22 protein-coding genes are annotated in these 25,382 nt (G+C 43.5%); all 22 read left to right on the plus strand.

The window, feature by feature from the left end; all coding sequences use genetic code 11:
- The first annotated feature begins 1 nt into the window (after position 1).
- Positions 2 to 1,270 carry an RIP metalloprotease RseP gene (rseP, locus tag ABZM97_RS09080; RefSeq protein ID WP_087991629.1) on the plus strand — a complete coding sequence of 423 codons (1,269 nt, stop codon included), beginning with the start codon at positions 2 to 4 and terminating at the stop codon, positions 1,268 to 1,270.
- A 32-nt stretch (positions 1,271 to 1,302) separates the two neighbouring features.
- Positions 1,303 to 2,997, plus strand: a complete 1,695-nt coding sequence (gene proS / locus ABZM97_RS09085) for a proline--tRNA ligase (RefSeq protein WP_087991630.1) — start codon at positions 1,303 to 1,305, stop codon at positions 2,995 to 2,997.
- A 109-nt stretch (positions 2,998 to 3,106) separates the two neighbouring features.
- A complete protein-coding gene (locus ABZM97_RS09090) occupies positions 3,107 to 7,420 on the plus strand; it encodes a PolC-type DNA polymerase III (protein WP_253269098.1) in 4,314 nt (1,437 codons plus the stop codon).
- A gap of 327 nt (positions 7,421 to 7,747) precedes the next feature.
- Complete coding sequence (rimP, locus tag ABZM97_RS09095) at positions 7,748 to 8,218, plus strand: ribosome maturation factor RimP (RefSeq protein WP_367387398.1); 471 nt, start codon at positions 7,748 to 7,750, stop codon at positions 8,216 to 8,218.
- 34 nt (positions 8,219 to 8,252) lie between these two features.
- Positions 8,253 to 9,371: a transcription termination factor NusA gene (gene nusA / locus ABZM97_RS09100; RefSeq protein WP_367387399.1), complete on the plus strand. Its 1,119-nt coding sequence runs from the start codon at positions 8,253 to 8,255 to the stop codon at positions 9,369 to 9,371.
- A gap of 13 nt (positions 9,372 to 9,384) precedes the next feature.
- Complete coding sequence (gene rulR, locus ABZM97_RS09105) at positions 9,385 to 9,660, plus strand: glucose-induced regulator RulR (RefSeq protein WP_010334283.1); 276 nt, start codon at positions 9,385 to 9,387, stop codon at positions 9,658 to 9,660.
- 1 nt (position 9,661) lies between these two features.
- The gene (locus ABZM97_RS09110; protein ID WP_087991633.1) at positions 9,662 to 9,964 is read left to right on the plus strand and encodes a YlxQ family RNA-binding protein; all 303 of its coding nucleotides are present in this window, start codon (positions 9,662 to 9,664) and stop codon (positions 9,962 to 9,964) included.
- A 19-nt stretch (positions 9,965 to 9,983) separates the two neighbouring features.
- Positions 9,984 to 12,134 (plus strand): translation initiation factor IF-2, encoded by a 2,151-nt coding sequence (gene infB, locus ABZM97_RS09115; RefSeq protein ID WP_367387400.1) that lies wholly within the window; start codon positions 9,984 to 9,986, stop codon positions 12,132 to 12,134.
- Entirely contained in the window at positions 12,131 to 12,409 is a 279-nt protein-coding gene (locus ABZM97_RS09120) for a DUF503 domain-containing protein (protein ID WP_010328005.1), read from the plus strand. The genes infB and ABZM97_RS09120 overlap by 4 nt, the downstream gene beginning before the upstream one ends.
- A 16-nt stretch (positions 12,410 to 12,425) precedes the next feature.
- Positions 12,426 to 12,779 carry a 30S ribosome-binding factor RbfA gene (rbfA, locus tag ABZM97_RS09125; RefSeq protein WP_009967251.1) on the plus strand — a complete coding sequence of 118 codons (354 nt, stop codon included), beginning with the start codon at positions 12,426 to 12,428 and terminating at the stop codon, positions 12,777 to 12,779.
- A gap of 82 nt (positions 12,780 to 12,861) precedes the next feature.
- The gene (gene truB / locus ABZM97_RS09130) at positions 12,862 to 13,791 is read left to right on the plus strand and encodes a tRNA pseudouridine(55) synthase TruB (protein WP_087991635.1); all 930 of its coding nucleotides are present in this window, start codon (positions 12,862 to 12,864) and stop codon (positions 13,789 to 13,791) included.
- Between the two features lie 18 nt (positions 13,792 to 13,809).
- The gene (ribF, locus tag ABZM97_RS09135) at positions 13,810 to 14,760 is read left to right on the plus strand and encodes a bifunctional riboflavin kinase/FAD synthetase (RefSeq protein WP_087991636.1); all 951 of its coding nucleotides are present in this window, start codon (positions 13,810 to 13,812) and stop codon (positions 14,758 to 14,760) included.
- Positions 14,761 to 14,916: 156 nt separating this feature from the next.
- Positions 14,917 to 15,186, plus strand: coding sequence for a 30S ribosomal protein S15 (gene rpsO, locus ABZM97_RS09140; protein ID WP_003154182.1), 270 nt, complete (start codon positions 14,917 to 14,919; stop codon positions 15,184 to 15,186).
- A gap of 173 nt (positions 15,187 to 15,359) precedes the next feature.
- Positions 15,360 to 17,477 carry a polyribonucleotide nucleotidyltransferase gene (gene pnp / locus ABZM97_RS09145; RefSeq protein ID WP_087991637.1) on the plus strand — a complete coding sequence of 706 codons (2,118 nt, stop codon included), beginning with the start codon at positions 15,360 to 15,362 and terminating at the stop codon, positions 17,475 to 17,477.
- A gap of 116 nt (positions 17,478 to 17,593) precedes the next feature.
- Positions 17,594 to 18,553 (plus strand): polysaccharide deacetylase family protein, encoded by a 960-nt coding sequence (locus ABZM97_RS09150; protein ID WP_202327672.1) that lies wholly within the window; start codon positions 17,594 to 17,596, stop codon positions 18,551 to 18,553.
- A 40-nt stretch (positions 18,554 to 18,593) separates the two neighbouring features.
- On the plus strand, positions 18,594 to 19,823 hold the full coding sequence (locus ABZM97_RS09155; protein WP_087991639.1) for a pitrilysin family protein: 1,230 nt from the start codon (positions 18,594 to 18,596) through the stop codon (positions 19,821 to 19,823).
- A gap of 78 nt (positions 19,824 to 19,901) precedes the next feature.
- On the plus strand, positions 19,902 to 20,159 hold the full coding sequence (locus ABZM97_RS09160; protein ID WP_003238478.1) for a YlmC/YmxH family sporulation protein: 258 nt from the start codon (positions 19,902 to 19,904) through the stop codon (positions 20,157 to 20,159).
- 186 nt (positions 20,160 to 20,345) lie between these two features.
- Complete coding sequence (gene dpaA, locus ABZM97_RS09165) at positions 20,346 to 21,239, plus strand: dipicolinic acid synthetase subunit A (RefSeq protein WP_087991640.1); 894 nt, start codon at positions 20,346 to 20,348, stop codon at positions 21,237 to 21,239.
- A 2-nt stretch (positions 21,240 to 21,241) separates the two neighbouring features.
- Positions 21,242 to 21,844, plus strand: coding sequence for a dipicolinate synthase subunit B (gene dpaB / locus ABZM97_RS09170; RefSeq protein ID WP_087991641.1), 603 nt, complete (start codon positions 21,242 to 21,244; stop codon positions 21,842 to 21,844).
- A gap of 125 nt (positions 21,845 to 21,969) precedes the next feature.
- Positions 21,970 to 23,010: an aspartate-semialdehyde dehydrogenase gene (gene asd, locus ABZM97_RS09175; RefSeq protein WP_087991642.1), complete on the plus strand. Its 1,041-nt coding sequence runs from the start codon at positions 21,970 to 21,972 to the stop codon at positions 23,008 to 23,010.
- Between the two features lie 91 nt (positions 23,011 to 23,101).
- A complete protein-coding gene (gene dapG, locus ABZM97_RS09180) occupies positions 23,102 to 24,316 on the plus strand; it encodes an aspartate kinase (protein WP_202327671.1) in 1,215 nt (404 codons plus the stop codon).
- A 30-nt stretch (positions 24,317 to 24,346) separates the two neighbouring features.
- A complete protein-coding gene (gene dapA / locus ABZM97_RS09185; protein WP_087991644.1) occupies positions 24,347 to 25,219 on the plus strand; it encodes a 4-hydroxy-tetrahydrodipicolinate synthase in 873 nt (290 codons plus the stop codon).
- Positions 25,220 to 25,382: the final 163 nt, after the last annotated feature.

The following is a 25,382-nucleotide window of genomic DNA, read 5'->3' on the forward strand; positions in this document are numbered from 1 at the left end:
TATGTTCGTGAATACAGTTATAGCGTTTATTATTATTTTCGGAACGCTCGTTTTCTTCCATGAACTGGGTCATTTATTGCTAGCCCAAAGAGCGGGAATTCTCTGCCGTGAATTTGCGATCGGATTCGGTCCGAAGATTTTTTCTTTCAAAAAAAATGAAACAGTTTATACCATCAGGCTGCTTCCGGTCGGCGGATTTGTCCGTATGGCCGGCGAAGATCCGGAAATGATTGAGGTAAAACCCGGTTACACGGTCGGGCTTCTGTTTAATAAAGACGATCAAGTTGAGAAAGTCATCATCAATCAAAAGGAAAAATACCCGGATGCTTTAGTCATTGAAGTAGAAACTGCGGATTTAGAGCATGACATGAAGATCACCGGCTATGAACAGGGGAAAGAAGATGAACTTTCCAGCTTTGCTGTCAGTGAAACATCCTTTTTCATTGTAGACGGAGAAGAAGTGCAGATTGCGCCGTATAATCGCCAATTTGGTTCCAAACCTGTGTGGCAGCGAATTAAAGCGATTGCTGCAGGGCCGATTATGAACTTTATTTTAGCTTACGTCATTTTAGTGATGCTTGGGCTGATTCAAGGCGTGCCGTCAAATGAGCCTGTGCTCGGGCAGCTGACTGACAATGGACGGGCGGCCGAAGCGGGGCTAAAAGAAGGGGACTATATTCAAAGCATTAACGGAGAGAAAATGAGGTCTTGGACGGACATTGTCTCTGCTGTAAAAGAAAATCCGGAAAAAGAAATGGACGTTGCAGTAAAAAGAGATAACAAAACGCTTCATATTTCAGTGACTCCGGAAGCTGTTAAAGATGAGAACAAAAAAACAATCGGGCGTTTCGGTTCCTATGCGCCGACTGAAAAAGGCGTTCTCTCAGCAGTTGCTTACGGCGCGACTTCAACAGTTGATGTCACTAAAGCCATTTTAACCAACTTAAGCAAATTAGTAACAGGCCAATTTAAACTTGATATGTTGTCAGGTCCTGTCGGCATATATGACATGACAGACCAGGTGGCGAAAACAGGGTTAGTGAACTTATTCCAGTTTGCTGCGTTTTTAAGCATTAACCTTGGGATTGTCAACCTGCTTCCGATTCCGGCGCTTGACGGAGGAAGGTTGTTATTTCTATTTATTGAAGCGATTCGGGGCAAACCGATTAACAGGGAAAAAGAAGCATTTGTTGTGTTTATCGGAGTAGCTTTCTTAATGCTTCTTATGCTGGTTGTCACATGGAACGATATCCAGCGGCTGTTCTTGTAAACGAAAAGTAAATCAATCAGAGGTGCGAAGAAATGAGACAAAGCTTGACGCTTATTCCTACGCTCCGTGAAGTTCCAGCTGATGCCGAAGCAAAAAGCCATCAGCTTCTTCTGAGAGCAGGGTTTATCAGACAGAATACGAGCGGGGTATACAGCTATATGCCTCTTGCGTATAAAGTGATTCAAAACATTCAGCAGATTGTTCGTGAAGAAATGGAGAAAATAGATGCCGTGGAAATGCTTATGCCCGCATTGCAGCAGGCTGAGACATGGCAGGAATCAGGCAGATGGTATACGTATGGTCCTGAACTGATGAGACTAAAAGACCGTCATGGCCGTGAATTTGCTTTAGGGGCAACGCATGAAGAAGTTATCACTTCACTTGTTCGCGATGAGGTTAAATCTTATAAGCGTCTCCCTCTGACTCTGTATCAAATTCAGTCTAAGTTCAGAGATGAAAAACGTCCCCGCTTCGGTTTGTTAAGAGGACGCGAATTTATTATGAAGGATGCGTATTCTTTCCATGCATCTGAAGAGAGCTTGGATAATACGTATCAAAAAATGTACGAGGCTTATTCTAATATTTTTGCCCGTTGCGGCATTAATGTAAGACCTGTCATCGCCGATTCAGGCGCAATGGGGGGAAAGGATACGCACGAGTTTATGGCACTTTCTGCAATCGGAGAGGATACGATTGCATATTCTGATGAATCACAGTATGCGGCTAATATCGAAATGGCTGAAGTTCTTTATCAAGAAGTCCCTTCTGATGAAGAGCCTCAAGCTTTAGAGAAAGTCCACACGCCTAACGTGAAAACAATCGAAGAACTGACTGCGTATTTACAGGTTTCCGCTGAAGCCTGCATGAAGTCAGTGCTGTTTAAAGCAGATGACCGTTTCGTCTTAGTGCTTGTAAGAGGGGACCATGAAGTTAACGAGATTAAAGTGAAAAACTTGCTTCATGCAGAAGTTGTGGAGCTTGCCTCACAAGAAGAGGTTATTCAGCAGCTTGGAACAGAACCGGGTTTTGTCGGCCCTGTCGGTGTCAAACAAGATGTTGAAGTATATGCCGATCATGCTGTTAAAGCAATGGTCAATGCTGTTGCCGGTGCAAATGAAGGAGATCATCACTATAAAAATGTCAACGTAAACCGTGACGCGCAAATTAAAGAATTTGCTGATCTTCGTTTTATTAAAGAGGGTGATCCTTCACCAGACGGCAAAGGTACAATCCGTTTTGCAGAAGGAATCGAAGTCGGACAAGTCTTTAAGCTTGGAACACGCTATTCAGAGGCGATGAATGCGACATACTTAGATGAAAACGGTCGCGCGCAGCCAATGCTGATGGGCTGTTACGGAATCGGTGTGTCAAGAACGCTTTCTGCTATTGCTGAACAGCACCACGACGATAAAGGATTGATATGGCCAAAAAGCGTTGCGCCGTACGATCTTCATATTCTTGCTTTGAACGTGAAAAACGATGGGCAAAGAGAGCTTGCTGAAAAGCTGTATGCCGATTTAAAAGCGGAAGGCTATGGAGTGCTCTATGATGATCGTGCTGAGCGCGCCGGTGTAAAATTCGCTGATTCAGATCTCATCGGCCTTCCAATCCGCATTACTGTCGGAAAACGTGCGGACGAAGGAATTGTCGAAGTGAAAATCCGTAAAACGGGTGAATCAACTGAAATTTCAGCAGACGAACTATCTGCTTTTATCAGCAAGCAGTAATCACCATAACGATTTATTAAAAAACATGTTAAAATAGAAATAATAGAAGGTACCTCATTTGCCTGAGGTACCTTCACTTATGAAGTTTTTAGGGAGGGGTACTGTCTTAATGGAACAGTTATCAGTAAACAGAAGGCAGTTTCAAATTCTTCTGCAGCAGATTAATATGACAGATGATACCTTCATGACATACTTTGAAGATGGTGAGATTAAAAAGTTGGCGATACACAAAGCGTCTAAGTCTTGGCATTTTCATTTTCAATTTAAATCTTTGCTGCCTTTTCAAATATATGACACATTAACAACGAGGCTGACGCAATCGTTTGCCCACATAGCAAAAGTGACATCTTCAATCGAAGTGCAAGATGCCGAGGTCAGCGAAAGTCTAGTACAAGATTACTGGTCACGCTGTATTGAGGAACTGCAAGGCATTTCACCGCCGATTATCAGTCTTTTAAACCAGCAAAAACCGAAATTGAAAGGCAATAAACTGATTGTCAAAACAAAAACGGACACGGAAGCGGTTGCTCTTAAGAACAAATATAGTTCTATGATTCAAGCCGGATACCGTCAATTTGGTTTCCCGGATCTTCAGCTTGATGCCGAAATCTTTGTATCCGAGCAAGAAGTTCAAAAGTTTCGGGAGCAAAAGCTTGCGGAAGACCAAGAGCGGGCCATGCAGGCACTGATTGAAATGGAGAAGAAAGATCAAGAAAGTGATGAAGATCAAATACCATCTGGGCCTCTTGTCATCGGTTATCAAATTAAAGATAACGAAGAAATCCGGACACTTGACAGCATCATGGACGAAGAACGGAGAATAACGGTCCAGGGTTACGTGTTTGATGTGGAGACACGAGAGCTGAAAAGCGGGCGTACGCTGTGTATCTTCAAAATTACAGACTACACAAATAGTATTTTAATCAAAATGTTTGCACGTGAAAAAGAAGATGCGGCACTGATGAAGTCTCTGAAAAAAGGAATGTGGGTAAAAGCACGCGGCAGCATTCAAAATGACACTTTTGTCAGAGATCTCGTCATGATCGCAAATGACGTAAACGAAATGAAAGCAAAAACCCGTGAAGATTCTGCATCTGAAGGAGAAAAAAGAGTGGAATTGCATTTGCATTCCCCAATGAGCCAAATGGATGCTGTTACGGGTGTCGGAAAGCTTGTCGAACAGGCAAAAAAATGGGGGCATGAGGCCATCGCTTTGACTGACCATGCTGTCGTTCAATCCTTCCCTGATGCGTATTCTGCCGCAAAAAAGCATGGAATTAAAATGATTTACGGGATGGAAGCGAATCTTGTTGATGATGGCGTGCCAATTGCTTATAACGCTGCACATCGGCTGCTTGAGGAAGAAACATATGTTGTTTTTGACGTCGAGACAACAGGACTGTCTGCTGTATACGATACCATTATTGAGCTGGCTGCAGTAAAAGTAAAAGGCGGAGAAATTATTGATAAATTTGAGGCGTTTGCGAACCCGCATCGTCCGCTTTCAGCCACAATCATAGAGCTGACCGGCATCACCGATGATATGCTTCGCGACGCTCCTGATGTCGTAGATGTAATAAGAGATTTCAGAGAATGGATCGGCGATGATATCCTTGTCGCTCACAATGCAAGTTTTGATATGGGATTCTTAAACGTAGCTTATAAAAGGCTTCTTGAAGTCGAAAAAGCTAAAAACCCAGTCATTGATACGCTTGAGCTTGGCCGTTTTCTCTATCCGGAATTTAAGAACCACCGTTTGAACACACTTTGTAAAAAGTTTGATATCGAACTGACACAGCATCACCGTGCGATCTACGATACTGAGGCGACGGCTTATTTGCTCCTGAAAATGCTGAAGGACGCGGCTGAAAAAGGCATTCAGTACCATGATGAGTTAAATGAAAATATGGGTCAGTCCAACGCTTATCAAAGATCGAGACCTTATCACGCAACATTACTTGCTGTGAACAGCACGGGTCTTAAAAATTTATTTAAGCTTGTGTCACTCTCTCATATCCATTATTTTTACAGAGTGCCTCGTATCCCGAGATCTCAGCTTGAGAAATATAGGGAAGGGCTTCTGATCGGTTCAGCCTGTGACAGGGGAGAGGTTTTTGAAGGAATGATGCAAAAATCGCCTGAAGAGGTGGAAGATGTCGCGTCATTCTATGATTATCTCGAAGTTCAGCCGCCTGAAGTGTACCGTCACTTGCTAGAACTTGAACTGGTCCGCGATGAAAAATCGCTTAAAGAAATTATTGCGAATATCACGAAACTGGGTGAAAAGCTAAATAAACCGGTTGTTGCTACGGGAAATGTACATTACTTGAATGACGAGGATAAAATCTACAGAAAGATTTTAGTATCCTCTCAAGGCGGGGCAAATCCGCTGAACAGACATGAACTGCCGAAAGTGCATTTCAGAACGACAGACGAAATGCTTGAAGCATTTTCTTTCTTAGGCGAAGAAAAAGCGAAGGAAATCGTTGTCACCAATACCCAAAAGGTTGCTTCTTTAATCGATGACATCAAGCCAATTAAAGATGATTTGTATACACCGAAAATCGAAGGCGCTGATGAAGAGATCAGAGAAATGAGCTATCAGCGTGCAAGAAGCATTTACGGCGAAGAGTTGCCTGAAATTGTGGAAGCGCGGATTGAAAAAGAATTAAAAAGTATCATTGGCCATGGCTTCGCTGTTATTTATTTGATCTCTCACAAACTTGTAAAACGTTCACTAGATGACGGATATCTCGTAGGTTCCCGTGGTTCCGTAGGCTCCTCATTAGTTGCGACGCTTACTGAGATCACTGAGGTCAACCCGCTGCCGCCGCATTATGTATGCTCTGAGTGCCAACATTCTGAGTTCTTTAATGACGGGTCTGTCGGTTCCGGTTTTGACCTGCCTGACAAGATATGCCCTCATTGCGGAACGCCTTTGAAAAAAGACGGCCATGATATTCCGTTTGAAACATTCTTAGGATTTAAAGGGGACAAAGTACCTGATATCGATTTGAACTTTTCAGGGGAATATCAGCCGCACGCACACAATTACACAAAAGTATTGTTCGGAGAAGACAATGTATATCGTGCGGGAACGATAGGAACAGTTGCAGAAAAAACAGCTTACGGATATGTAAAAGGCTATGCCGGGGACCACAATCTCCACATGCGCGGGGCCGAAATAGATCGGCTCGTACAGGGATGTACAGGTGTTAAACGTACGACCGGACAGCACCCTGGGGGTATTATCGTTGTCCCGGATTATATGGACATTTATGATTTTTCACCAATTCAGTTTCCGGCGGACGCCACAGGTTCAGAGTGGAAAACCACTCATTTTGATTTCCACTCCATCCATGACAACCTGTTAAAACTCGATATTCTCGGACACGATGACCCGACCGTTATTCGGATGCTTCAAGACTTAAGCGGAATTGATCCGAAAACCATTCCAACAGATGATCCTGAAGTGATGAAAATCTTCCAGGGAACCGAATCACTCGGTGTTACAGAAGAACAGATCGGCTGTAAAACGGGTACTCTGGGAATTCCTGAATTCGGAACCCGATTTGTGCGGCAGATGCTTGAAGATACAAAGCCGACAACTTTTTCCGAGCTCGTTCAGATTTCAGGCTTATCTCACGGAACTGATGTATGGCTCGGCAATGCACAAGAGCTCATCCACAATAATATTTGTGAGCTGAGTGAGGTTATCGGCTGCCGTGATGACATTATGGTTTATTTAATCTATCAAGGCCTTGAGCCATCCCTTGCCTTTAAAATCATGGAATTTGTACGTAAAGGAAAAGGATTAACGCCTGAATGGGAAGAAGAAATGAAAAATAACAATGTCCCGGACTGGTATATTGATTCTTGTAAAAAGATTAAATACATGTTCCCGAAAGCCCACGCCGCGGCTTATGTATTAATGGCGGTCCGCATCGCTTACTTTAAAGTGCATCACGCGCTTTTGTATTATGCGGCTTATTTTACCGTTCGTGCAGACGACTTTGATATCGATACAATGATCAAGGGTTCTACAGCAATCAAAGCCGTAATGGAGGATATTAACGCTAAAGGGCTTGATGCTTCACCGAAGGAAAAAAACCTTCTCACTGTGTTAGAATTAGCGCTTGAAATGTGTGAGAGAGGCTATACATTCCAAAAAGTCGATTTATATCGCTCCAGCGCTGCAGAGTTTATTATAGACGGCAACAGCCTTATCCCGCCGTTTAACTCCATTCCTGGATTAGGAACGAACGCTGCTCTGAATATTGTAAAGGCTCGTGAAGAAGGCGAATTCCTCTCTAAAGAAGATTTGCAAAAGAGAGGGAAAGTGTCAAAAACGATTTTAGAGTATTTAGATCGCCATGGCTGCCTGGAATCACTGCCTGATCAAAACCAATTGTCATTGTTTTAATATAGAAGCAGAATTTCTCAGGAAATTCTGCTTCTATGCATACATAAGCGCAAAAAGTGACATTGTAACATTAGAGTCTCTGTCATTTGCTTAGGTGAAGGTAAGTGTATATCCATTTGCAATAAAAATATGGTTATGGTATAGTTTTATTGGAAATGCTAACGATTACCGAGGCAAAGAGTGGGGAAACCCGCTCTTTTGTATTGAACAGGAGAATTTTGTCTCGACATGTTCATCGTTTACTTTTAAGCCCCTGCTCTTTTGAAGCAGGGTTTTTATGCAGAGTGACGAGACGAACATGAGATCGACAGCACAAGGAGGAAGAACATGAGCAAAAAAGTGACTGACACCGTTCAAGAGATGGCTCAGCCAATCGTAGACAGCCTTCAGCTGGAACTCGTTGACATTGAATTTGTCAAAGAGGGTCAAAGCTGGTTCCTTCGCGTGTTTATTGATTCCGATGACGGTGTGGATATTGAGGAATGTGCCAAAGTAAGCGAAGCTTTAAGCGAAAAGCTTGATGAGGCAGACCCAATCAGCCAAAATTACTTTCTTGAAGTCTCATCTCCAGGAGCTGAGCGTCCGCTAAAGAAAAAAGCCGATTTTGAAAAATCACTTGGGAAAAATGTGTACATTAAGACGTATGAGCCTATTGATGGCGTAAAAGTGTTTGAAGGTGAACTGGCTGAATTTGATGGACAAACAGTGACAGTTGAGATCACGATCAAAACAAGAAAGAAACGGATCAATATTCCGTATGAAAAGATAGCTAATGCACGATTAGCTGTTACGTTGTAATGAATACAAATGCTTTAAGGGGGGAGACCGTTAAATGAGCAGTGAATTATTAGATGCTCTCACGATTCTTGAAAAAGAAAAAGGCATCAGTAAAGAAATTATCATTGAAGCAATCGAAGCTGCGTTAATTTCTGCTTATAAGCGGAATTTTAATCAAGCGCAAAATGTACGAGTGGATTTAAACCGTGAAACAGGCTCCATCCGTGTATTTGCAAGAAAAGATGTCGTTGACGAAGTATACGACCAAAGACTGGAGATCTCTATTGAAGAGGCGCAGGGCATCCATCCGGAATATATGGTCGGCGATGTTGTCGAAATCGAAGTAACGCCTAAGGATTTTGGGCGCATAGCTGCTCAAACAGCGAAGCAGGTCGTCACACAGCGTGTGCGCGAAGCTGAGCGCGGTGTGATTTATTCTGAATTTATCGACCGTGAAGAAGACATCATGACAGGTATCGTCCAGCGTCTGGACAATAAGTTTATCTACGTGTCTTTAGGCAAAATAGAAGCCTTGCTGCCGGTTAATGAGCAAATGCCAAATGAAAGCTACAAGCCTCATGACCGCATTAAGGTATTTATCACAAAAGTAGAAAAAACGACGAAGGGCCCGCAGATTTATGTGTCAAGAACACACCCAGACCTGTTAAAGCGTTTGTTTGAAATCGAAGTGCCTGAAATTTATGATGGAACTGTCGAGCTGAAATCTGTAGCCAGAGAAGCCGGAGACCGTTCAAAAATTTCGGTCCGCACAGACGACCCTGACGTGGATCCTGTCGGCTCATGCGTAGGCCCTAAAGGCCAGCGTGTTCAGGCGATCGTCAATGAATTAAAAGGTGAAAAAATTGACATTGTCAACTGGTCCAGTGATCCTGTAGAATTTGTCGCAAATGCACTCAGTCCTTCGAAAGTGCTGGAAGTCATCGTTAATGAGGAAGAAAAAGCGACAACTGTTATTGTCCCTGATTACCAGCTGTCTCTGGCGATTGGCAAAAGAGGACAAAACGCACGCTTAGCTGCTAAACTGACAGGCTGGAAGATTGATATTAAGAGCGAAACGGACGCAAGAGAACTTGGAATCTATCCGAGAGAACTTGAAGCAGACGACGATGAGCCGCTTTTTACGGAGCCTGAAACTGCTGAAACGGATGAATAAGAGGTGGCCTTAGGTGAATAAACACAAGAAGATCCCGTTACGCAAATGTGTAGTGACTGGTGAAATGAAGCCTAAAAAAGAATTGATCCGAGTTGTACGTTCGAAAGAAGGCGAAATCTCAGTAGACCCGACCGGAAAGAAGAACGGGCGGGGTGCTTATTTAACGCTGGATAAAGAGTGCATTTTAGCAGCAAAAAAGAAAAACACTTTACAAAATCAATTTCAATCACAAATCGATGACCAGATTTTCGAAGAATTGCTAGAGCTGGCGGAAAAGGTGAAAAAATAAAATGTCTGGAATGGAATGGTTTCCCTTGCTGGGTCTGGCCAATCGAGCTCGTAAGGTCGTGTCAGGCGAGGACTTGGTAATTAAAGAAATCAGGAATGCGCGTGCAAAGCTTGTCCTGCTTACAGAGGATGCATCATCTAACACAGCGAAAAAAGTAACCGACAAGTGCAGCTATTATAAAGTCCCTTATAAAAAAGTCGAGAGTCGCGCGGTTCTTGGACGCTCTATCGGTAAAGAAGCCCGTGTCGTTGTCGCCGTCACTGACCAAGGTTTTGCGAATAAGCTGATCAGCTTGCTCGATTAATATTTTTGGGGGTGAACGAATGGCTAAAATGAGAGTATACGAATATGCAAAAGCATTAAATGTTTCAAGTAAGGAAATTTTGACCGCACTGAAAAACATGAATTTAGAAGTGAATAATCACATGGCCATGCTTGAAGAAAAGGCTATTAAACAGCTTGATGCCAAATATAAAAAAGGCGGCGCAGCCGTTAAATCTCAAAAGCCTGCAGAAACGAACAAAAACAAACAGACGCAAGGGGTTAATCAGCAATCTGCTGGAAATCAACCAAATAAAATTCGAGACGGAAAGAAGAATGACGTGCAGAATAATCAATTTAACAAAAACAAGAAGAATAACAACAACAAAAAAAATAAACGCAACAACAACAACAATAAGAATCAATATCAGCAAAAGCCTGTAAAGCCGAAAAAAGAGCTTCCTGAGAAAATTACATTCTCCGGCACTTTAACAGTCGGCGCATTGGCTGAGGAGCTTGGCAAAGAGCCTTCAGAACTCATTAAAAAGCTGATGCTTCTTGGCGTAATGGCAACCATTAACCAAGAGCTTGATAAAGATACAATCGAACTCATTGCATCAGAATATGGTGTAGAAACAGAAGAAGTCATTGTGCTTGAAGAAACAGAACTGGAAAAATATGAAGAGCCTGATAAAGAAGAGGATCTTGAAATTCGTCCTCCTGTCGTGACGATCATGGGTCACGTTGACCATGGGAAAACGACGCTTCTTGACAGCATCCGTAAAACGAAGGTTGTTGAAGGAGAAGCAGGCGGAATCACCCAGCATATCGGTGCTTACCAAATTGAAGAGAACGGCAAGAAAATTACGTTCTTGGATACTCCGGGCCACGCCGCATTTACGACAATGCGTGCACGCGGTGCAGAAGTAACTGATATTACGATTCTCGTTGTGGCTGCAGATGACGGTGTAATGCCGCAAACTGTAGAAGCGATTAACCATGCAAAAGCAGCTGAGGTTCCAATTATCGTTGCTGTGAATAAAGTCGATAAAGAATCCGCAAATCCTGACCGTGTGATGCAGGAACTGACGGAATACGGACTTGTCCCTGAAGCTTGGGGCGGAGAAACCATTTTTGTTCCGCTTTCCGCTTTAACCGGAAAAGGCATTGATGAACTCGTTGAAATGATTTTGCTTGTCAGTGAAGTAGAGGAATTGAAAGCGAATCCGAAACGCCAGGCAAAAGGAACGGTTATTGAAGCGGAACTTGATAAAGGCAGAGGGTCAGTTGCGACATTGCTCGTACAGACTGGGACACTGAATGTCGGTGATCCTATCGTAGTTGGCAATACATTTGGCCGTGTCCGTGCCATGGTCAACGATATTGGACGCCGTGTAAAAACTGCCGGCCCGTCAACTCCGGTTGAAATTACCGGTTTGAACGATGTCCCTCAAGCTGGAGACCAATTCCTTGTCTTTAAGGATGAAAAAACAGCTCGTTCTGTCGGGGAAGCCCGTGCTTCGAAACAGCTTGAAGAGCAGCGCAGCGATAAAGCGAAACTCAGTCTTGATGATTTATTCGAGCAAATTAAACAAGGTGATGTAAAAGACATTAACCTCATCGTAAAAGCTGATGTTCAAGGATCTGCTGAAGCCTTAACGGCCGCACTTCAAAAAATTGAAGTAGAAGGCGTTAAAGTGAAAATCATCCACACAGGCGTTGGTGCAATTACTGAATCTGACATTATCTTGGCATCTGCTTCCAATGCAATAGTTATCGGGTTTAATGTGAGACCGGACGGAAATGCTAAGAGTACGGCTGAAGCTGAAAATGTAGATATTCGTCTTCACCGTATCATTTACAAAGTAATCGACGAGATTGAAGCTGCCATGAAAGGTATGCTTGATCCTGAATATGAAGAAAAAGTAATTGGCCAAGTAGAAGTACGCCAAACATTCAAAGTATCTAAAATAGGTACAATTGCCGGCGGATATGTTACTGAAGGAACCATTACGCGCGACAGCGGCCTCCGTTTAATTCGTGACGGCGTCGTCATCTTCGAAGGCGAAGTAGACGTTTTGAAACGTTTTAAAGACGATGTGAAAGAAGTTTCACAAGGCTATGAATGTGGTATTACAATTAAGAAATACAATGACATTCGCGAAGGTGACATCCTGGAAGCTTATGTCATGCAAGAAATTGAAAGAAAGTGATCGGATTTGCGGAATGTGAATGCATCATTTATGATGCAGGATCGCTAAAAGAAAAGCGTGCCGTTCTGAAGCGGGTTTTAACCAGGGTTCAAAACAAGTTCAATGTTTCGATTTCGGAGATTGACTATCAGGACACATGGCAAAGGACCAGCTTCGGAATCGCCGCTGTTTCTTCCTCTCGCGTTCAAACAGAAAAAGAGCTGCAGCGCGTCCTAGCGTTTATCGATTCTTTTCCTGAAATTGAACGGACGATCACTAGGACAGAGTGGTTTTAACTTAGAGGTGATTGAATTGAGTATGAGAGCAAACCGTGTCGGCGAGCAAATGAAAAAAGAACTCGGTGATATTATCAGCCGCAAGCTGAAAGATCCGAGAATAGGTTTTCTGACAGTAACGGATGTACGTGTATCAGGTGATTTGCAAATTGCAAAGGTGTATATCTCGGTTCTCGGCGACGAGAAAAAACGGGAGGAAGCGCTGAAAGGGCTGGCAAAGGCGAAAGGATTTATCCGATCTGAAATCGGCAGCCGCATCAGACTTCGAAAAACGCCTGAAATTGAATTTGAGTTCGATGAATCAATCGATTACGGAAATCGAATCGAAACGCTGATTCACGAATTACATTCAGAGAAACCATCTGAATAAAAAATGGAGAGGATAGGCGTATATCGTCTGTCCTCTTTTCTTCGTTTTAAAGAGAAAAAACCAAAAGAAGGAGTGAAAGACAATGGTTAACGGAGTTCTCCTTTTACATAAACCGGTTGGCATGACATCGCACGACTGTGTCATGAAGATCCGAAAACTGTTAAAAACAAAAAAAGTAGGACATACGGGAACACTCGATCCAGAAGTGTCAGGTGTACTTCCGATTTGTGTGGGAAGGGCGACAAAAATAGTCGAATACTTGACTGAAAAGTCTAAAACATATGATGCGGAAATAACACTTGGCTTTTCAACGACAACAGAGGATCAGACTGGCGAAAGGGTTGAAACTAAGCCTGTCAATCAAGCCATTGATAAAGCAGATGCAGTAAAAGTTTTAAATAGCTTAAAGGGTAAACAAGAGCAAATTCCTCCCATGTATTCCGCTGTCAAAGTAAACGGCAAAAAATTATACGAGTACGCAAGAGCAGGTATTCAGGTAGAACGTCCAAAACGTATGATTACTATTGAAGACATTGCCCTGACGACAGAGATTAAACATAATGGAGAAACGGCAAGCTTTCGGTTTACAGTGACATGCTCCAAAGGGACCTATGTAAGGACGCTGGCGGTCATGATCGGAGAAAAACTCGGATATCCGGCTCATATGTCTCATTTAATCCGTACGGCATCCGGAGACTTCTCTCTCGACGAATGCTTTACCTTTGATGAACTGGAAACACAGGCTCAGTCCGGGACCGTGGGAGAGCATACAGTTCCTATTGAAGGCGCGCTCAATCATTTGCCGAAATGGATCATAAGTGATACATTAGCTAAGAAAGTAGAAAATGGGGCTTTGCTTGAGACGCCCGAGCAGTTTTCTGAGATGACAAGCGAAGACCGCATTGCTGTCTTTACGGAATCTGGAAGTTGTTTGGCGATCTATTTTCCCCATCCTACAAAAAAAGGGCTGTTAAAGCCGGCAAAAGTATTGCTGCAAAAAAGCGAACAATAGAAAAAAGGTGACCGTTCTGTGAAGACGATACATATTACACATCCTCATCATTTAATCAAAGAGGAGCAGGCAAAGTCTGTGATGGCGTTAGGGTATTTTGACGGCGTTCATCTAGGGCATCAAAAGGTAATCGGCACAGCGAAGCAGATAGCTGAAGAAAAGGGCCTGGCGTTAGCTGTGATGACCTTTCATCCTCATCCTTCCCATGTATTGAGGAGGAATCAGGAGCCAAAGGATCTGATTACGCCTCTGGAAGATAAAATAAACCAAATTGAACAATTAGGCACAGAGATTCTGTATGTCGTTAAATTTAATGAAGCATTTGCTTCTCTTTCTCCTAAGCAGTTTGCAGGCCAGTATATTGTCGGTCTTAATGTACAGCACGCTGTTGCGGGCTTTGACTTTACGTACGGCAAATACGGTAAGGGAACAATGGAGACCATGCCGCATGATTTAGATGGAGAAGCTGAGTGCACAATGGTAGAAAAATTAACGGAACAAGATAAAAAAATCAGTTCCTCGTATATCCGTACCGCGCTTCAAAACGGAGACGTTGAATTGGCGAATGTCTTGCTTGGACAGCCTTATTTTATAAAAGGAATTGTCATTCACGGTGATAAAAGAGGGCGGACCATCGGGTTTCCGACAGCAAATGTCGGTTTAAATAACAGCTATATCGTTCCGCCGACGGGTGTATATGCCGTAAAAGCGGAAGTGAACGGCGAAGTCTACAACGGCGTTTGCAATATCGGCTATAAGCCGACATTTTATGAAAAACGCCCGGAGCAGCCTTCAATCGAAGTCCATCTGTTTGATTTTGATCAAGAGGTATACGGAGCCGCTATAAAAATTGAGTGGTATAAACGGATTCGGAGCGAGCGGAAATTCAATGGCATCAAAGAATTAACAGAGCAAATTGAGAAAGACAAGCAGGAAGCCATCCGTTATTTCAGCAATTTGCGGAAATAACATGCAATGTACACAAATTTCATTTTAAAATATTTGCATATAGGTGCGATTTTTAGTATGATAGTTTGCGTAGTCTTAAAACCATTGCTTGGCAATCCGAAGTCACCGACGGTTGCTAGGTAACTGGGGCTAAATATGATTTGGAGGTGAAACAGGATGGCAATTACTCAAGAGCGTAAAAACCAACTCATCAGTGAGTTCAAAACACACGAATCTGATACTGGATCTCCAGAAGTTCAGATCGCTATCCTAACTGACTCAATTAACAATTTGAACGAGCATTTACGTACTCATAAGAAAGACCACCATTCACGTCGCGGTCTTCTTAAAATGGTAGGTAAGCGTCGTAATCTTCTTACGTATCTACGTAATAAAGACGTAACTCGTTATCGTGAGTTAATTAACAAACTAGGCTTACGTCGATAATCGTAAAAAGCGGGAGGATTCCCGCTTTTTTATCGTATTAAAGCGAAAATTTCTTATAACAAATCATTGAAATCCTTTTACATACTACTTTGACATTGATATGTTCAATTCATTTCGTTCATAATAGGAGTAATTGATTATTTCACACAACGAAGAGAGGAGTTCGTAATCGTATGGGACAAGAAAAACATGTCTTTACCATAGATTGGGCCGGAAGAACGCTTACCGTTGAAACCGGCCAGCTTGCCAAACAGGCAAACGGTGCTGTTATGATCCGTTACGGTGATACAGCAGTGCTTAGTACAGCAACCGCTTCAAAAGAACCAAAACCACTTGATTTCTTCCCGCTTACTGTAAATTATGAGGAAAGATTATATGCGGTAGGGAAAATTCCGGGCGGATTTATTAAAAGAGAAGGGCGTCCAAGTGAAAAAGCGGTTCTTGCCAGCCGTTTAATCGACCGTCCGATCCGTCCTTTGTTTGCTGATGGATTCCGTAATGAAGTTCAAGTCATCAGCATTGTCATGAGTGTTGACCAAAACTGCTCTTCTGAAATGGCCGCTATGTTCGGTTCATCTCTGGCTCTTTCTGTATCGGATATTCCGTTTGAAGGACCGATTGCAGGGGTTACTGTCGGACGCATTAATGATGAATTTATCATTAACCCGACAGTCGATCAGCTTGAGAAAAGCGATATCAATCTTGTCGTTGCCGGCACGAAAGATGCCATTAACATGGTAGAAGCGGGAGCGGATGAAGTTCCTGAGGAAACCATGCTTGAAGCCATTATGTTCGGCCATGAAGAAATTAAACGCCTGATTGCATTCCAAGAAGAAATTGTAGCAGCAGTCGGCAAAGAAAAATCAGAAATTGCGCTCTATGAAATTGATGAAGAGCTTAGTGAAAAAGTAAAAGCTTTAGCAGAAGAAGATTTGCTGAAAGCCATCCAGGTTCATGAAAAGCATGCCCGCGAAGATGCCATTAATGAAGTGAAAAAAGCAGTTGTGGCGAAATTCGAGGATGAAGAGCATGATGAAGACACAATCAAGAAAGTGAAGCAGACTTTATCCAAGCTGGTGAAAAATGAAGTGCGCCGGTTGATTACTGAAGAGAAAGTAAGACCGGACGGCCGCGGTGTCGATCAAATCCGCCCGCTTTCTTCTGAGGTCGGCCTCTTGTCAAGAACTCATGGATCAGGGCTGTTTACAAGGGGACAAACACAGGCTCTCAGCGTATGTACGCTAGGCGCTCTTGGAGATGTGCAAATCCTTGACGGCTTAGGTGTCGAAGAGTCGAAACGGTTTATGCATCACTACAACTTCCCGCAATTCAGCGTTGGGGAAACAGGGCCAATGCGCGGACCGGGACGCCGTGAAATCGGACATGGAGCACTGGGTGAGCGTGCGCTTGAGCCAGTTATTCCGTCTGAAAAAGACTTCCCTTACACTGTCCGTCTTGTATCAGAAGTGCTTGAATCAAATGGTTCTACGTCTCAAGCAAGTATTTGCGCAAGCACACTTGCAATGATGGATGCCGGTGTACCAATTAAAGCCCCAGTTGCGGGTATTGCGATGGGTCTTGTCAAATCAGGCGAACATTACACTGTTCTGACTGACATCCAAGGCATGGAAGACGCGCTTGGAGATATGGACTTTAAAGTAGCCGGAACTGAAAAAGGCGTCACGGCGCTGCAAATGGACATTAAAATCGAAGGACTTTCCAGAGAGATTCTTGAAGAAGCGCTTCAGCAGGCGAAAAAAGGAAGAATGGAAATTCTCAATAGCATGCTTGCGACATTAAGCGAATCAAGAAAAGAGCTTTCTCAATATGCACCTAAGATTTTAACAATGGCCATTAATCCTGATAAGATCCGCGATGTCATCGGGCCAAGCGGAAAACAAATCAATAAAATCATCGAAGAAACCGGTGTTAAAATTGATATTGAACAGGACGGCACCATCTTTATTTCTTCAACAGTTGAAAGCAGCAACCAAGAAGCGAAAAAAATCATTGAAGACCTTGTCAGAGAGGTTGAAGTCGGCCAGCTTTACCTAGGTAAAGTGAAACGAATTGAAAAATTCGGAGCTTTCGTTGAAATTTTCAGCGGAAAAGACGGTTTGGTGCACATTTCAGAGCTTGCGCTTGAACGCGTAGGAAAAGTTGAAGATGTTGTGAAAATCGGGGACGAGATTCTTGTCAAGGTCACTGAAATTGATAAACAAGGACGAGTCAATTTGTCCCGTAAAGCGGTGCTCCGTGAAGAGAAAGAAAAAGAAGAACAACAATCTTAAATGAAAACATAAAAGGAGCCTGGGAGACCCGGCTTCTTTATTTTGAAGCTTTTAAAATGCAGGCAGGTTCTACCTTGTCCTTATCCTTCATAATGTGAGGTGAGGGGGGACAGAACATGTACAAAAAATTTGTGCCGTTTGCCGTTTTTCTATTTCTTTTTTTTGTCTCATTTGAGATGATGAAAAATCCGCACACACTTGATTATATAGGGGCAATGAAAAAAGATACGGTGACTGTCACGGCGTCCAAAGACCCGCTATATGAAGAATTGCTTCAAAAAGCGCCGGAATATGAAGTTAGGCCCCAGGATGCCAGAGTAGATAAGGTCTGGAAAAGCATTCCCGGTTACAATGGGTTGATGGTCAATATTGAAAAATCATATAAAAAAATGAAAAAGCACGGCGAGTTTCGGGAAAACGATTTGGTGTACAGGCAAGTAAAACCAAACATTCATCTTGAGTCTCTTCAGCCTGAGCCTATTTATAAAGGAAATCCTGACAAACCGATGGTGGCTTTTTTAGTCAATGTGGCATGGGGAAATGAATATTTAGAAAAAATGCTCCCTGTTCTGCAAAAGCATCAGGTCAAGGCTACGTTCTTTTTAGAAGGCAATTGGGTGAGGAAAAATGAACAGCTTGCTAAAAAGATTGCGGAAGAAGGACATGAAATCGGAAATCATTCATACAATCATCCGGATATGAGCAAACTGACTACAGGAAGAATTTCCGAGCAGCTCGACAAGACAAATGAGCAAATAGAAAAAACGCTCGGTGTTAAGCCGAAGTGGTTTGCTCCGCCGAGCGGAAGTTTTAGAAAAGCGGTCGTCGACATTGCAGCTGAGAAACAGATGGGAACAGTCATGTGGACAGTTGATACGATCGATTGGCAAAAACCGTCTCCGTCTGTGCTTCAAACGAGAGTGTTAAGCAAGATACATAATGGTGCCATGATTTTAATGCATCCGACTGACCCTACGGCTGAAAGTCTTGAAGCGCTGATTACAAAGATAAAAGATAAAGGATACGCGCTTGGAACAGTCACCGAACTAATGGATGAAACAAGACTGTTGAAGTAACAGATGCAGGCAGCTTGTCTTTGAATAGGAGGAACAAAATTTGATTAAACGATATACGTGTCAAAATGGTGTAAGAGTTGTGCTGGAAAATAACCCGACAGTCCGTTCTGTTGCGATCGGCGTGTGGATCGGCACCGGTTCGCGGCACGAAAAGCCGGAGATAAACGGGATTTCTCACTTTTTAGAGCACATGTTCTTTAAAGGGACGAGCACAAGATCTGCACGAGAGATAGCAGAATCTTTTGATCGTATTGGCGGTCAGGTCAATGCGTTTACCTCAAAGGAATATACCTGCTACTATGCAAAGGTCCTTGACGAGCATGCAAATTACGCACTGGACGTATTAGCAGATATGTTTTTTCATTCAACGTTTGATGAAAACGAGCTGAAAAAAGAAAAAAATGTAGTATATGAAGAGATTAAAATGTACGAAGATGCGCCGGACGACATTGTGCATGATTTACTGAGCAAAGCCACTTACGGCAATCATTCTTTAGGCTATCCTATTCTTGGTACGGAAGAAACGCTTGCTTCCTTCAACGGCGACTCTCTCAGACAATACATGCATGATTATTATACACCGGACCGAGTGGTCATTTCGGTAGCGGGTAATATATCTGACAGTTTTATCAAAGATGTAGAGAAATGGTTCGGGTCATACGAGGCCAAAGGCAAAGCGACAGGCCTCGCGAAGCCCGAGTTCTACACGGAAAAACTGACGAGAAAAAAAGAAACAGAGCAGGCTCATTTATGCCTTGGCTTTAAAGGCCTTGAGGTTGGCCATGAACGCATTTATGATTTAATCGTCCTGAATAATGTGCTCGGAGGCAGCATGAGTAGCCGCCTGTTCCAGGATGTCCGTGAAGATAAAGGGCTCGCTTATTCTGTTTACAGCTATCACAGCTCTTATGAGGACAGCGGTATGCTTACCATTTACGGCGGGACCGGTGCAAATCAGCTTCAGCAGCTGTCAGAAACAATTCAAGAAACCCTTGCTACATTAAAACGCGAAGGTATTACCTCTAAAGAGTTGGAAAACAGCAAAGAGCAAATGAAGGGAAGCTTGATGCTGAGCTTAGAAAGCACAAACAGCAAAATGAGCCGAAATGGAAAAAATGAACTGCTGCTCGGCAAACATAAAACTTTAGATGAGATCATCAAGGAATTAAACGCTGTAAACTTAGAGCGAGTCAACGGCCTTGCCAGACAACTGTTTACTGAAGATTATGCACTGGCACTCATCAGCCCCTCCGGCAATATGCCATATTAAAAAGAAAAAGCCTGCCCCATAACGGAGCAGGCATTTTTTAATTCCTTTAATCATACATAGTACAAGGGGGTGACAGACATGCGGCTCAGTGAATTATCAGGAAAGGAAATTGTAGACATCAAAAGAGCTGAACGGCTGGGAGTACTCGGCCAGACCGATTTAGAAATCAATGAACAGGATGGACAGATTACGGCACTCCTCATTCCGACAGTTAAGTGGTTTGGTTTGAGAAAACACGGTCAAGACATTCGTGTCCCCTGGCATCATATTCAAAAAATCGGATCAGATATGATCATATTAGACGTGCCTGAGGAAATGTCTCCTCGGCAAGAGTAAGAAAAAAGCCCAAAAGAATATAGTGCGGGCTCCAAAGTAAACTTATGAAACATCGGCTTCGGCAGCCGGTGTTTTTTTCTATGAAAAAAGCGCTTTTTAATTCACCGGTAATTCCTTTTGATCATAAGATGAAGGGGAGCTTAACAACTAGAGATCCAGTATATACAAAGAAGGTGAACGTTTAAAATGTTAACCGGATTGAAAATTGCAGTTATCGGCGGTGACGCAAGACAGCTCGAAATAATAAGAAAGCTCACTGAACAGCAGGCTGACATCTATCTTGTCGGTTTTGACCAATTGGATCACGGTTTTACCGGAGCAGTAAAATGCAACATTGATGAAATTCCTTTTCAGCAAATAGACAGTGTTATTCTCCCAGTGTCTGCAACAACAGGAGAAGGTGTCGTATCGACTGTATTTTCGAATGAAGAGGTTGTGTTAAAACAGGAGCATCTCGACAAAACACCTGCACACTGTGTCATTTTCTCAGGAATTTCTAACGCCTATTTAGAAAACATTGCAGCTCAAGCAAACAGAAAACTTGTTAAGCTGTTTGAACGGGATGACATTGCGATATACAATTCTATTCCGACAGTAGAAGGAACCATTATGCTGGCTATTCAGCACACGGATTATACGATACACGGATCTCAGGTGGCCGTTCTCGGTCTGGGGCGCACCGGGATGACGATTGCCCGCACATTTGCCGCGCTTGGAGCGAATGTAAAAGTGGGGGCAAGAAGTTCAGCGCATCTGGCACGTATTACTGAAATGGGACTCGTTCCTTTTCATACCGATGAGCTGAAAGAGTATGTAAAAGATATAGATATTTGTATTAATACAATACCGAGTATGATTTTAAATCAAAAGGTACTTTCTAGCATGACACCAAAAACCTTAATATTGGATCTGGCCTCACGTCCCGGGGGAACGGATTTCAAATATGCCGAAAAACAGGGGATTAAAGCACTTCTTGCCCCTGGTCTACCAGGAATTGTCGCTCCTAAAACAGCTGGGCAAATCCTCGCAAACGTCTTGAGCAAGCTATTGGCTGAAATACAAGCTGAGGAGGGGAAGTAAGCATGTCGTCATTAAAAGGAAAAAGAATCGGGTTTGGGCTGACTGGATCGCACTGCACATATGAAGCGGTTTTCCCGCAAATTGAGGCCCTGGTCAACGGAGGGGCAGAAGTCCGTCCGGTTGTCACTTTTAACGTAAAATCCACAAATACCCGATTTGGAGAAGGAGCGGAATGGGTTAAAAAAATTGAAGACCTGACCGGATATGAGGCCATTGATTCGATTGTGAAGGCAGAGCCCCTTGGGCCGAAGCTGCCCCTTGACTGCATGGTCATTGCGCCCTTAACCGGCAACTCAATGAGCAAGCTTGCAAATGCTATGACAGACAGTCCGGTGCTGATGGCGGCAAAAGCGACAATCCGAAACAATAGGCCAGTCGTTCTTGGTATCTCGACAAATGATGCTCTCGGTTTAAACGGAACAAATTTAATGAGGCTCATGTCAACAAAAAATATCTTTTTTATTCCATTCGGGCAAGACGATCCATTTAAAAAACCGAATTCAATGGTAGCCAAAATGGATCTGCTTCCGCAAACCATTGAAAAGGCGGTTATGCATCAGCAGCTTCAGCCGGTTCTGGTTGAGAATTATCAGGGAAATGACTAAATTTACAGAAAATCTTTCCCAAACTAAAAAATTCGGTCATCACCCGCATATTCTATGGTAAAATAAAACGTAAAATCATAGTCAAATCAATTCAATGATGCTGATTGGCGGAAGGAGTTTTACAGATGGGAAGAGGTTTACACGTAGCAGTTGTCGGAGCGACAGGGGCTGTAGGACAACAAATGCTGAAAACACTTGAAGACAGAAACTTTGAAATGGACACACTTACATTGCTATCTTCCAAACGCTCTGCGGGGACAAAAGTCACGTTTAAAGGCCAAGAGCTGACTGTTCAGGAAGCTTCTCCCGAGAGCTTTGAAGGGGTAAATATTGCTTTGTTCAGCGCCGGCGGAAGCGTATCACAGGCATTGGCACCAGAAGCTGTAAAACGCGGCGCTATTGCTATAGATAATACGAGTGCGTTCCGCATGGACGAAAATACACCGCTTGTTGTGCCTGAAGTGAATGAGGCAGACTTGCATGAACACAACGGCATTATTGCCAATCCGAACTGCTCTACAATCCAAATGGTTGCGGCTCTTGAACCGATCCGCAAAGCATACGGCTTAAACAAAGTCATCGTATCAACTTACCAGGCGGTTTCAGGAGCGGGAAATGAAGCTGTAAAAGAGCTTTACAGCCAAACACAGGCGATTTTAAATCAAGAAGAAATTGAGCCCGCGATCATGCCTGTAAAAGGCGACAAAAAACACTATCAAATCGCCTTCAACGCGATTCCGCAAATTGATAAATTCCAAGATAACGGCTATACGTTTGAGGAAATGAAAATGATAAATGAAACGAAAAAAATCATGCACATGCCGGACCTTCAAGTAGCGGCTACATGTGTGAGACTGCCAATTCAAACTGGGCACTCAGAGTCCGTCTACATTGAGGTTGACCGTGATGACGCTACAGTTGAGGATATTAAAAAACTATTAAAAGAAGCTCCGGGCGTGACACTTCAGGATGACCCAAACCAGCAGCTTTATCCGATGCCTGCTGATGCCGTCGGTAAAAACGATGTGTTTGTTGGCCGCATCCGCAAAGATTTGGACAGAGCAAACGGTTTTCATTTATGGGTTGTTTCTGATAACCTGTTAAAAGGCGCGGCATGGAACTCTGTTCAGATTGCAGAAAGCCTGAAAAAACTAAACCTCGTATAAAAGAGAGAATTTCCTAAAGACGAATAGAAGAGAGTAAGGTGCTATCAGCCTGCTCTCTTCTGTTACGTCCGAATAATTTGGAGTGAAAACAGTGAAGATAATTGTTCAAAAGTTCGGCGGAACATCTGTAAAAGATGATAAAGGCCGTAAACTGGCTTTAGAGCATATGAAAGAAGCAATCAGTGAGGGATATAAGGTTGTCGTTGTCGTTTCAGCGATGGGCCGGAAAGGAGACCCGTACGCAACGGATTCTTTGCTGGGGCTGCTTTACGGCGATCAGTCAGCGATTTCCCCGAGAGAGCAGGATTTGCTTTTATCTTGCGGAGAGACCATTTCTTCTGTCGTCTTTACAAGCATGCTGCTTGATAACGATGTAAAAGCAGCTGCCCTGACAGGGGCTCAGGCTGGCTTTTTAACGAATGATCAGCATACCAATGCGAAAATCCTTGAAATGAGACCGGAGCGTTTATTCAGTGTTCTCGCAAATCATGACGCTGTAGTCGTCGCAGGGTTCCAGGGTGCCACTGAAAAGGGTGATACAACAACGATCGGCAGAGGGGGCAGCGATACGTCCGCAGCCGCACTTGGCGCAGCGATTGACGCGGAATACATCGATATTTTCACCGATGTAGAAGGTGTGATGACTGCTGACCCGAGAGTGGTGGAAAATGCGAAACCGCTTCCTGTCGTGACGTATACTGAAATTTGCAACCTGGCGTATCAAGGGGCGAAGGTCATTCATCCGCGGGCTGTAGAGATTGCGATGCAGGCAAAGGTTCCCATCCGCGTCCGTTCGACTTATTCGAAAGATAAAGGCACATTGGTGACATCGCATCACTCTTCCAAAGTCGGAAGCGATGTTTTCGAAAGACTGATTACGGGAATTGCCCATGTCAAAGATGTCACGCAGTTTAAAGTGCCTGCGAAAATCGGCCAGTATAACGTACAGACTGAAGTGTTTAAGGCGATGGCGAATGCGGGAATCAGTGTTGATTTCTTCAACATTACCCCTAGTGAAATCGTATATACCGTGGCCGGTAATAAAACAGAAACAGCTCAGCGTATTTTAATGGATATGGGCTATGATCCGATGGTAACGAGAAATTGCGCGAAGGTATCGGCGGTCGGAGCGGGCATTATGGGTGTTCCCGGGGTCACGTCCAAAATTGTTTCGGCTCTTTCCGATAAAGAAATTCCGATCCTTCAGTCGGCTGACAGCCATACGACGATATGGGTGCTTGTCCATGAAGCGGATTTGGTTCCTGCTGTAAACGCTTTGCATGAAGTGTTTGAACTTTCCAAGTAAATGTGATTGAATCATGATGAGGTGAATAAAATGAATTTCGGAAATGTGTCTACAGCGATGATTACACCCTTTGACAATAAAGGGAACGTAGACTTTCAAAAACTGTCTACACTGATTGATTACTTGTTGAAAAACGGAACGGATTCTTTAGTAGTGGCGGGAACAACTGGAGAGTCGCCAACCCTTTCAACTGAAGAAAAAATTGCGCTGTTTGAATATACGGTAAAAGAAGTGAACGGTCGGGTGCCGGTTATCGCGGGTACTGGCAGCAACAACACGAAAGATTCCATAAAGCTGACAAAAAAAGCTGAGGAAGCGGGCGTAGACGCGGTCATGCTCGTTACGCCGTATTACAATAAACCTTCTCAAGAAGGAATGTACCAGCATTTTAAAGCAATTGCGGCAGAAACGTCTCTTCCGGTCATGCTGTATAATGTGCCGGGCCGCACAGTAGCTTCTCTCGCTCCTGAAACGACGATTCGTTTGGCGGCAGACATCCCGAATGTAGTTGCGATTAAAGAAGCGAGCGGAGACCTCGAAGCGATTACGAAAATTGTTGCGGAAACGCCCGAAGACTTCTCTGTCTATTCAGGGGATGACGCCCTGACCCTTCCTATTCTCTCAGTCGGAGGAAGAGGAGTTGTGTCAGTGGCGAGCCATATTGCAGGCTCTGATATGCAGCAAATGATCAAAAATTATACGAATGGGCAAACAGCTAATGCGGCACTGATTCATCAGAAACTGCTGCCGATTATGAAGGAACTGTTTAAAGCGCCTAACCCGGCTCCTGTCAAAACAGCGCTTCAGCTGAAAGGCCTTGATGTCGGATCGGTGCGACTTCCTCTTATTCCGCTTAGCGAAGATGAGCGGCTGAGCTTAAGCAGCACGATCGGCGAACTGTAAGAAAAAATTTCATACAGTGAAACAAACGCGGTCATTCTCACATTCAGCTGAGTTTGACCGTTTCTTATACATATTGGTTTTCCTTAAACCTTCTGCTTTATCTTGTTTTCTAAATTTACTTTCAGTTATAATAGGAACAAGTGATGATGGACGGGTATGAGAC

This window comes from Bacillus vallismortis (genome assembly GCF_040784915.1).
Classification (GTDB): Bacteria; Bacillota; Bacilli; order Bacillales; family Bacillaceae; genus Bacillus; species Bacillus subtilis_G.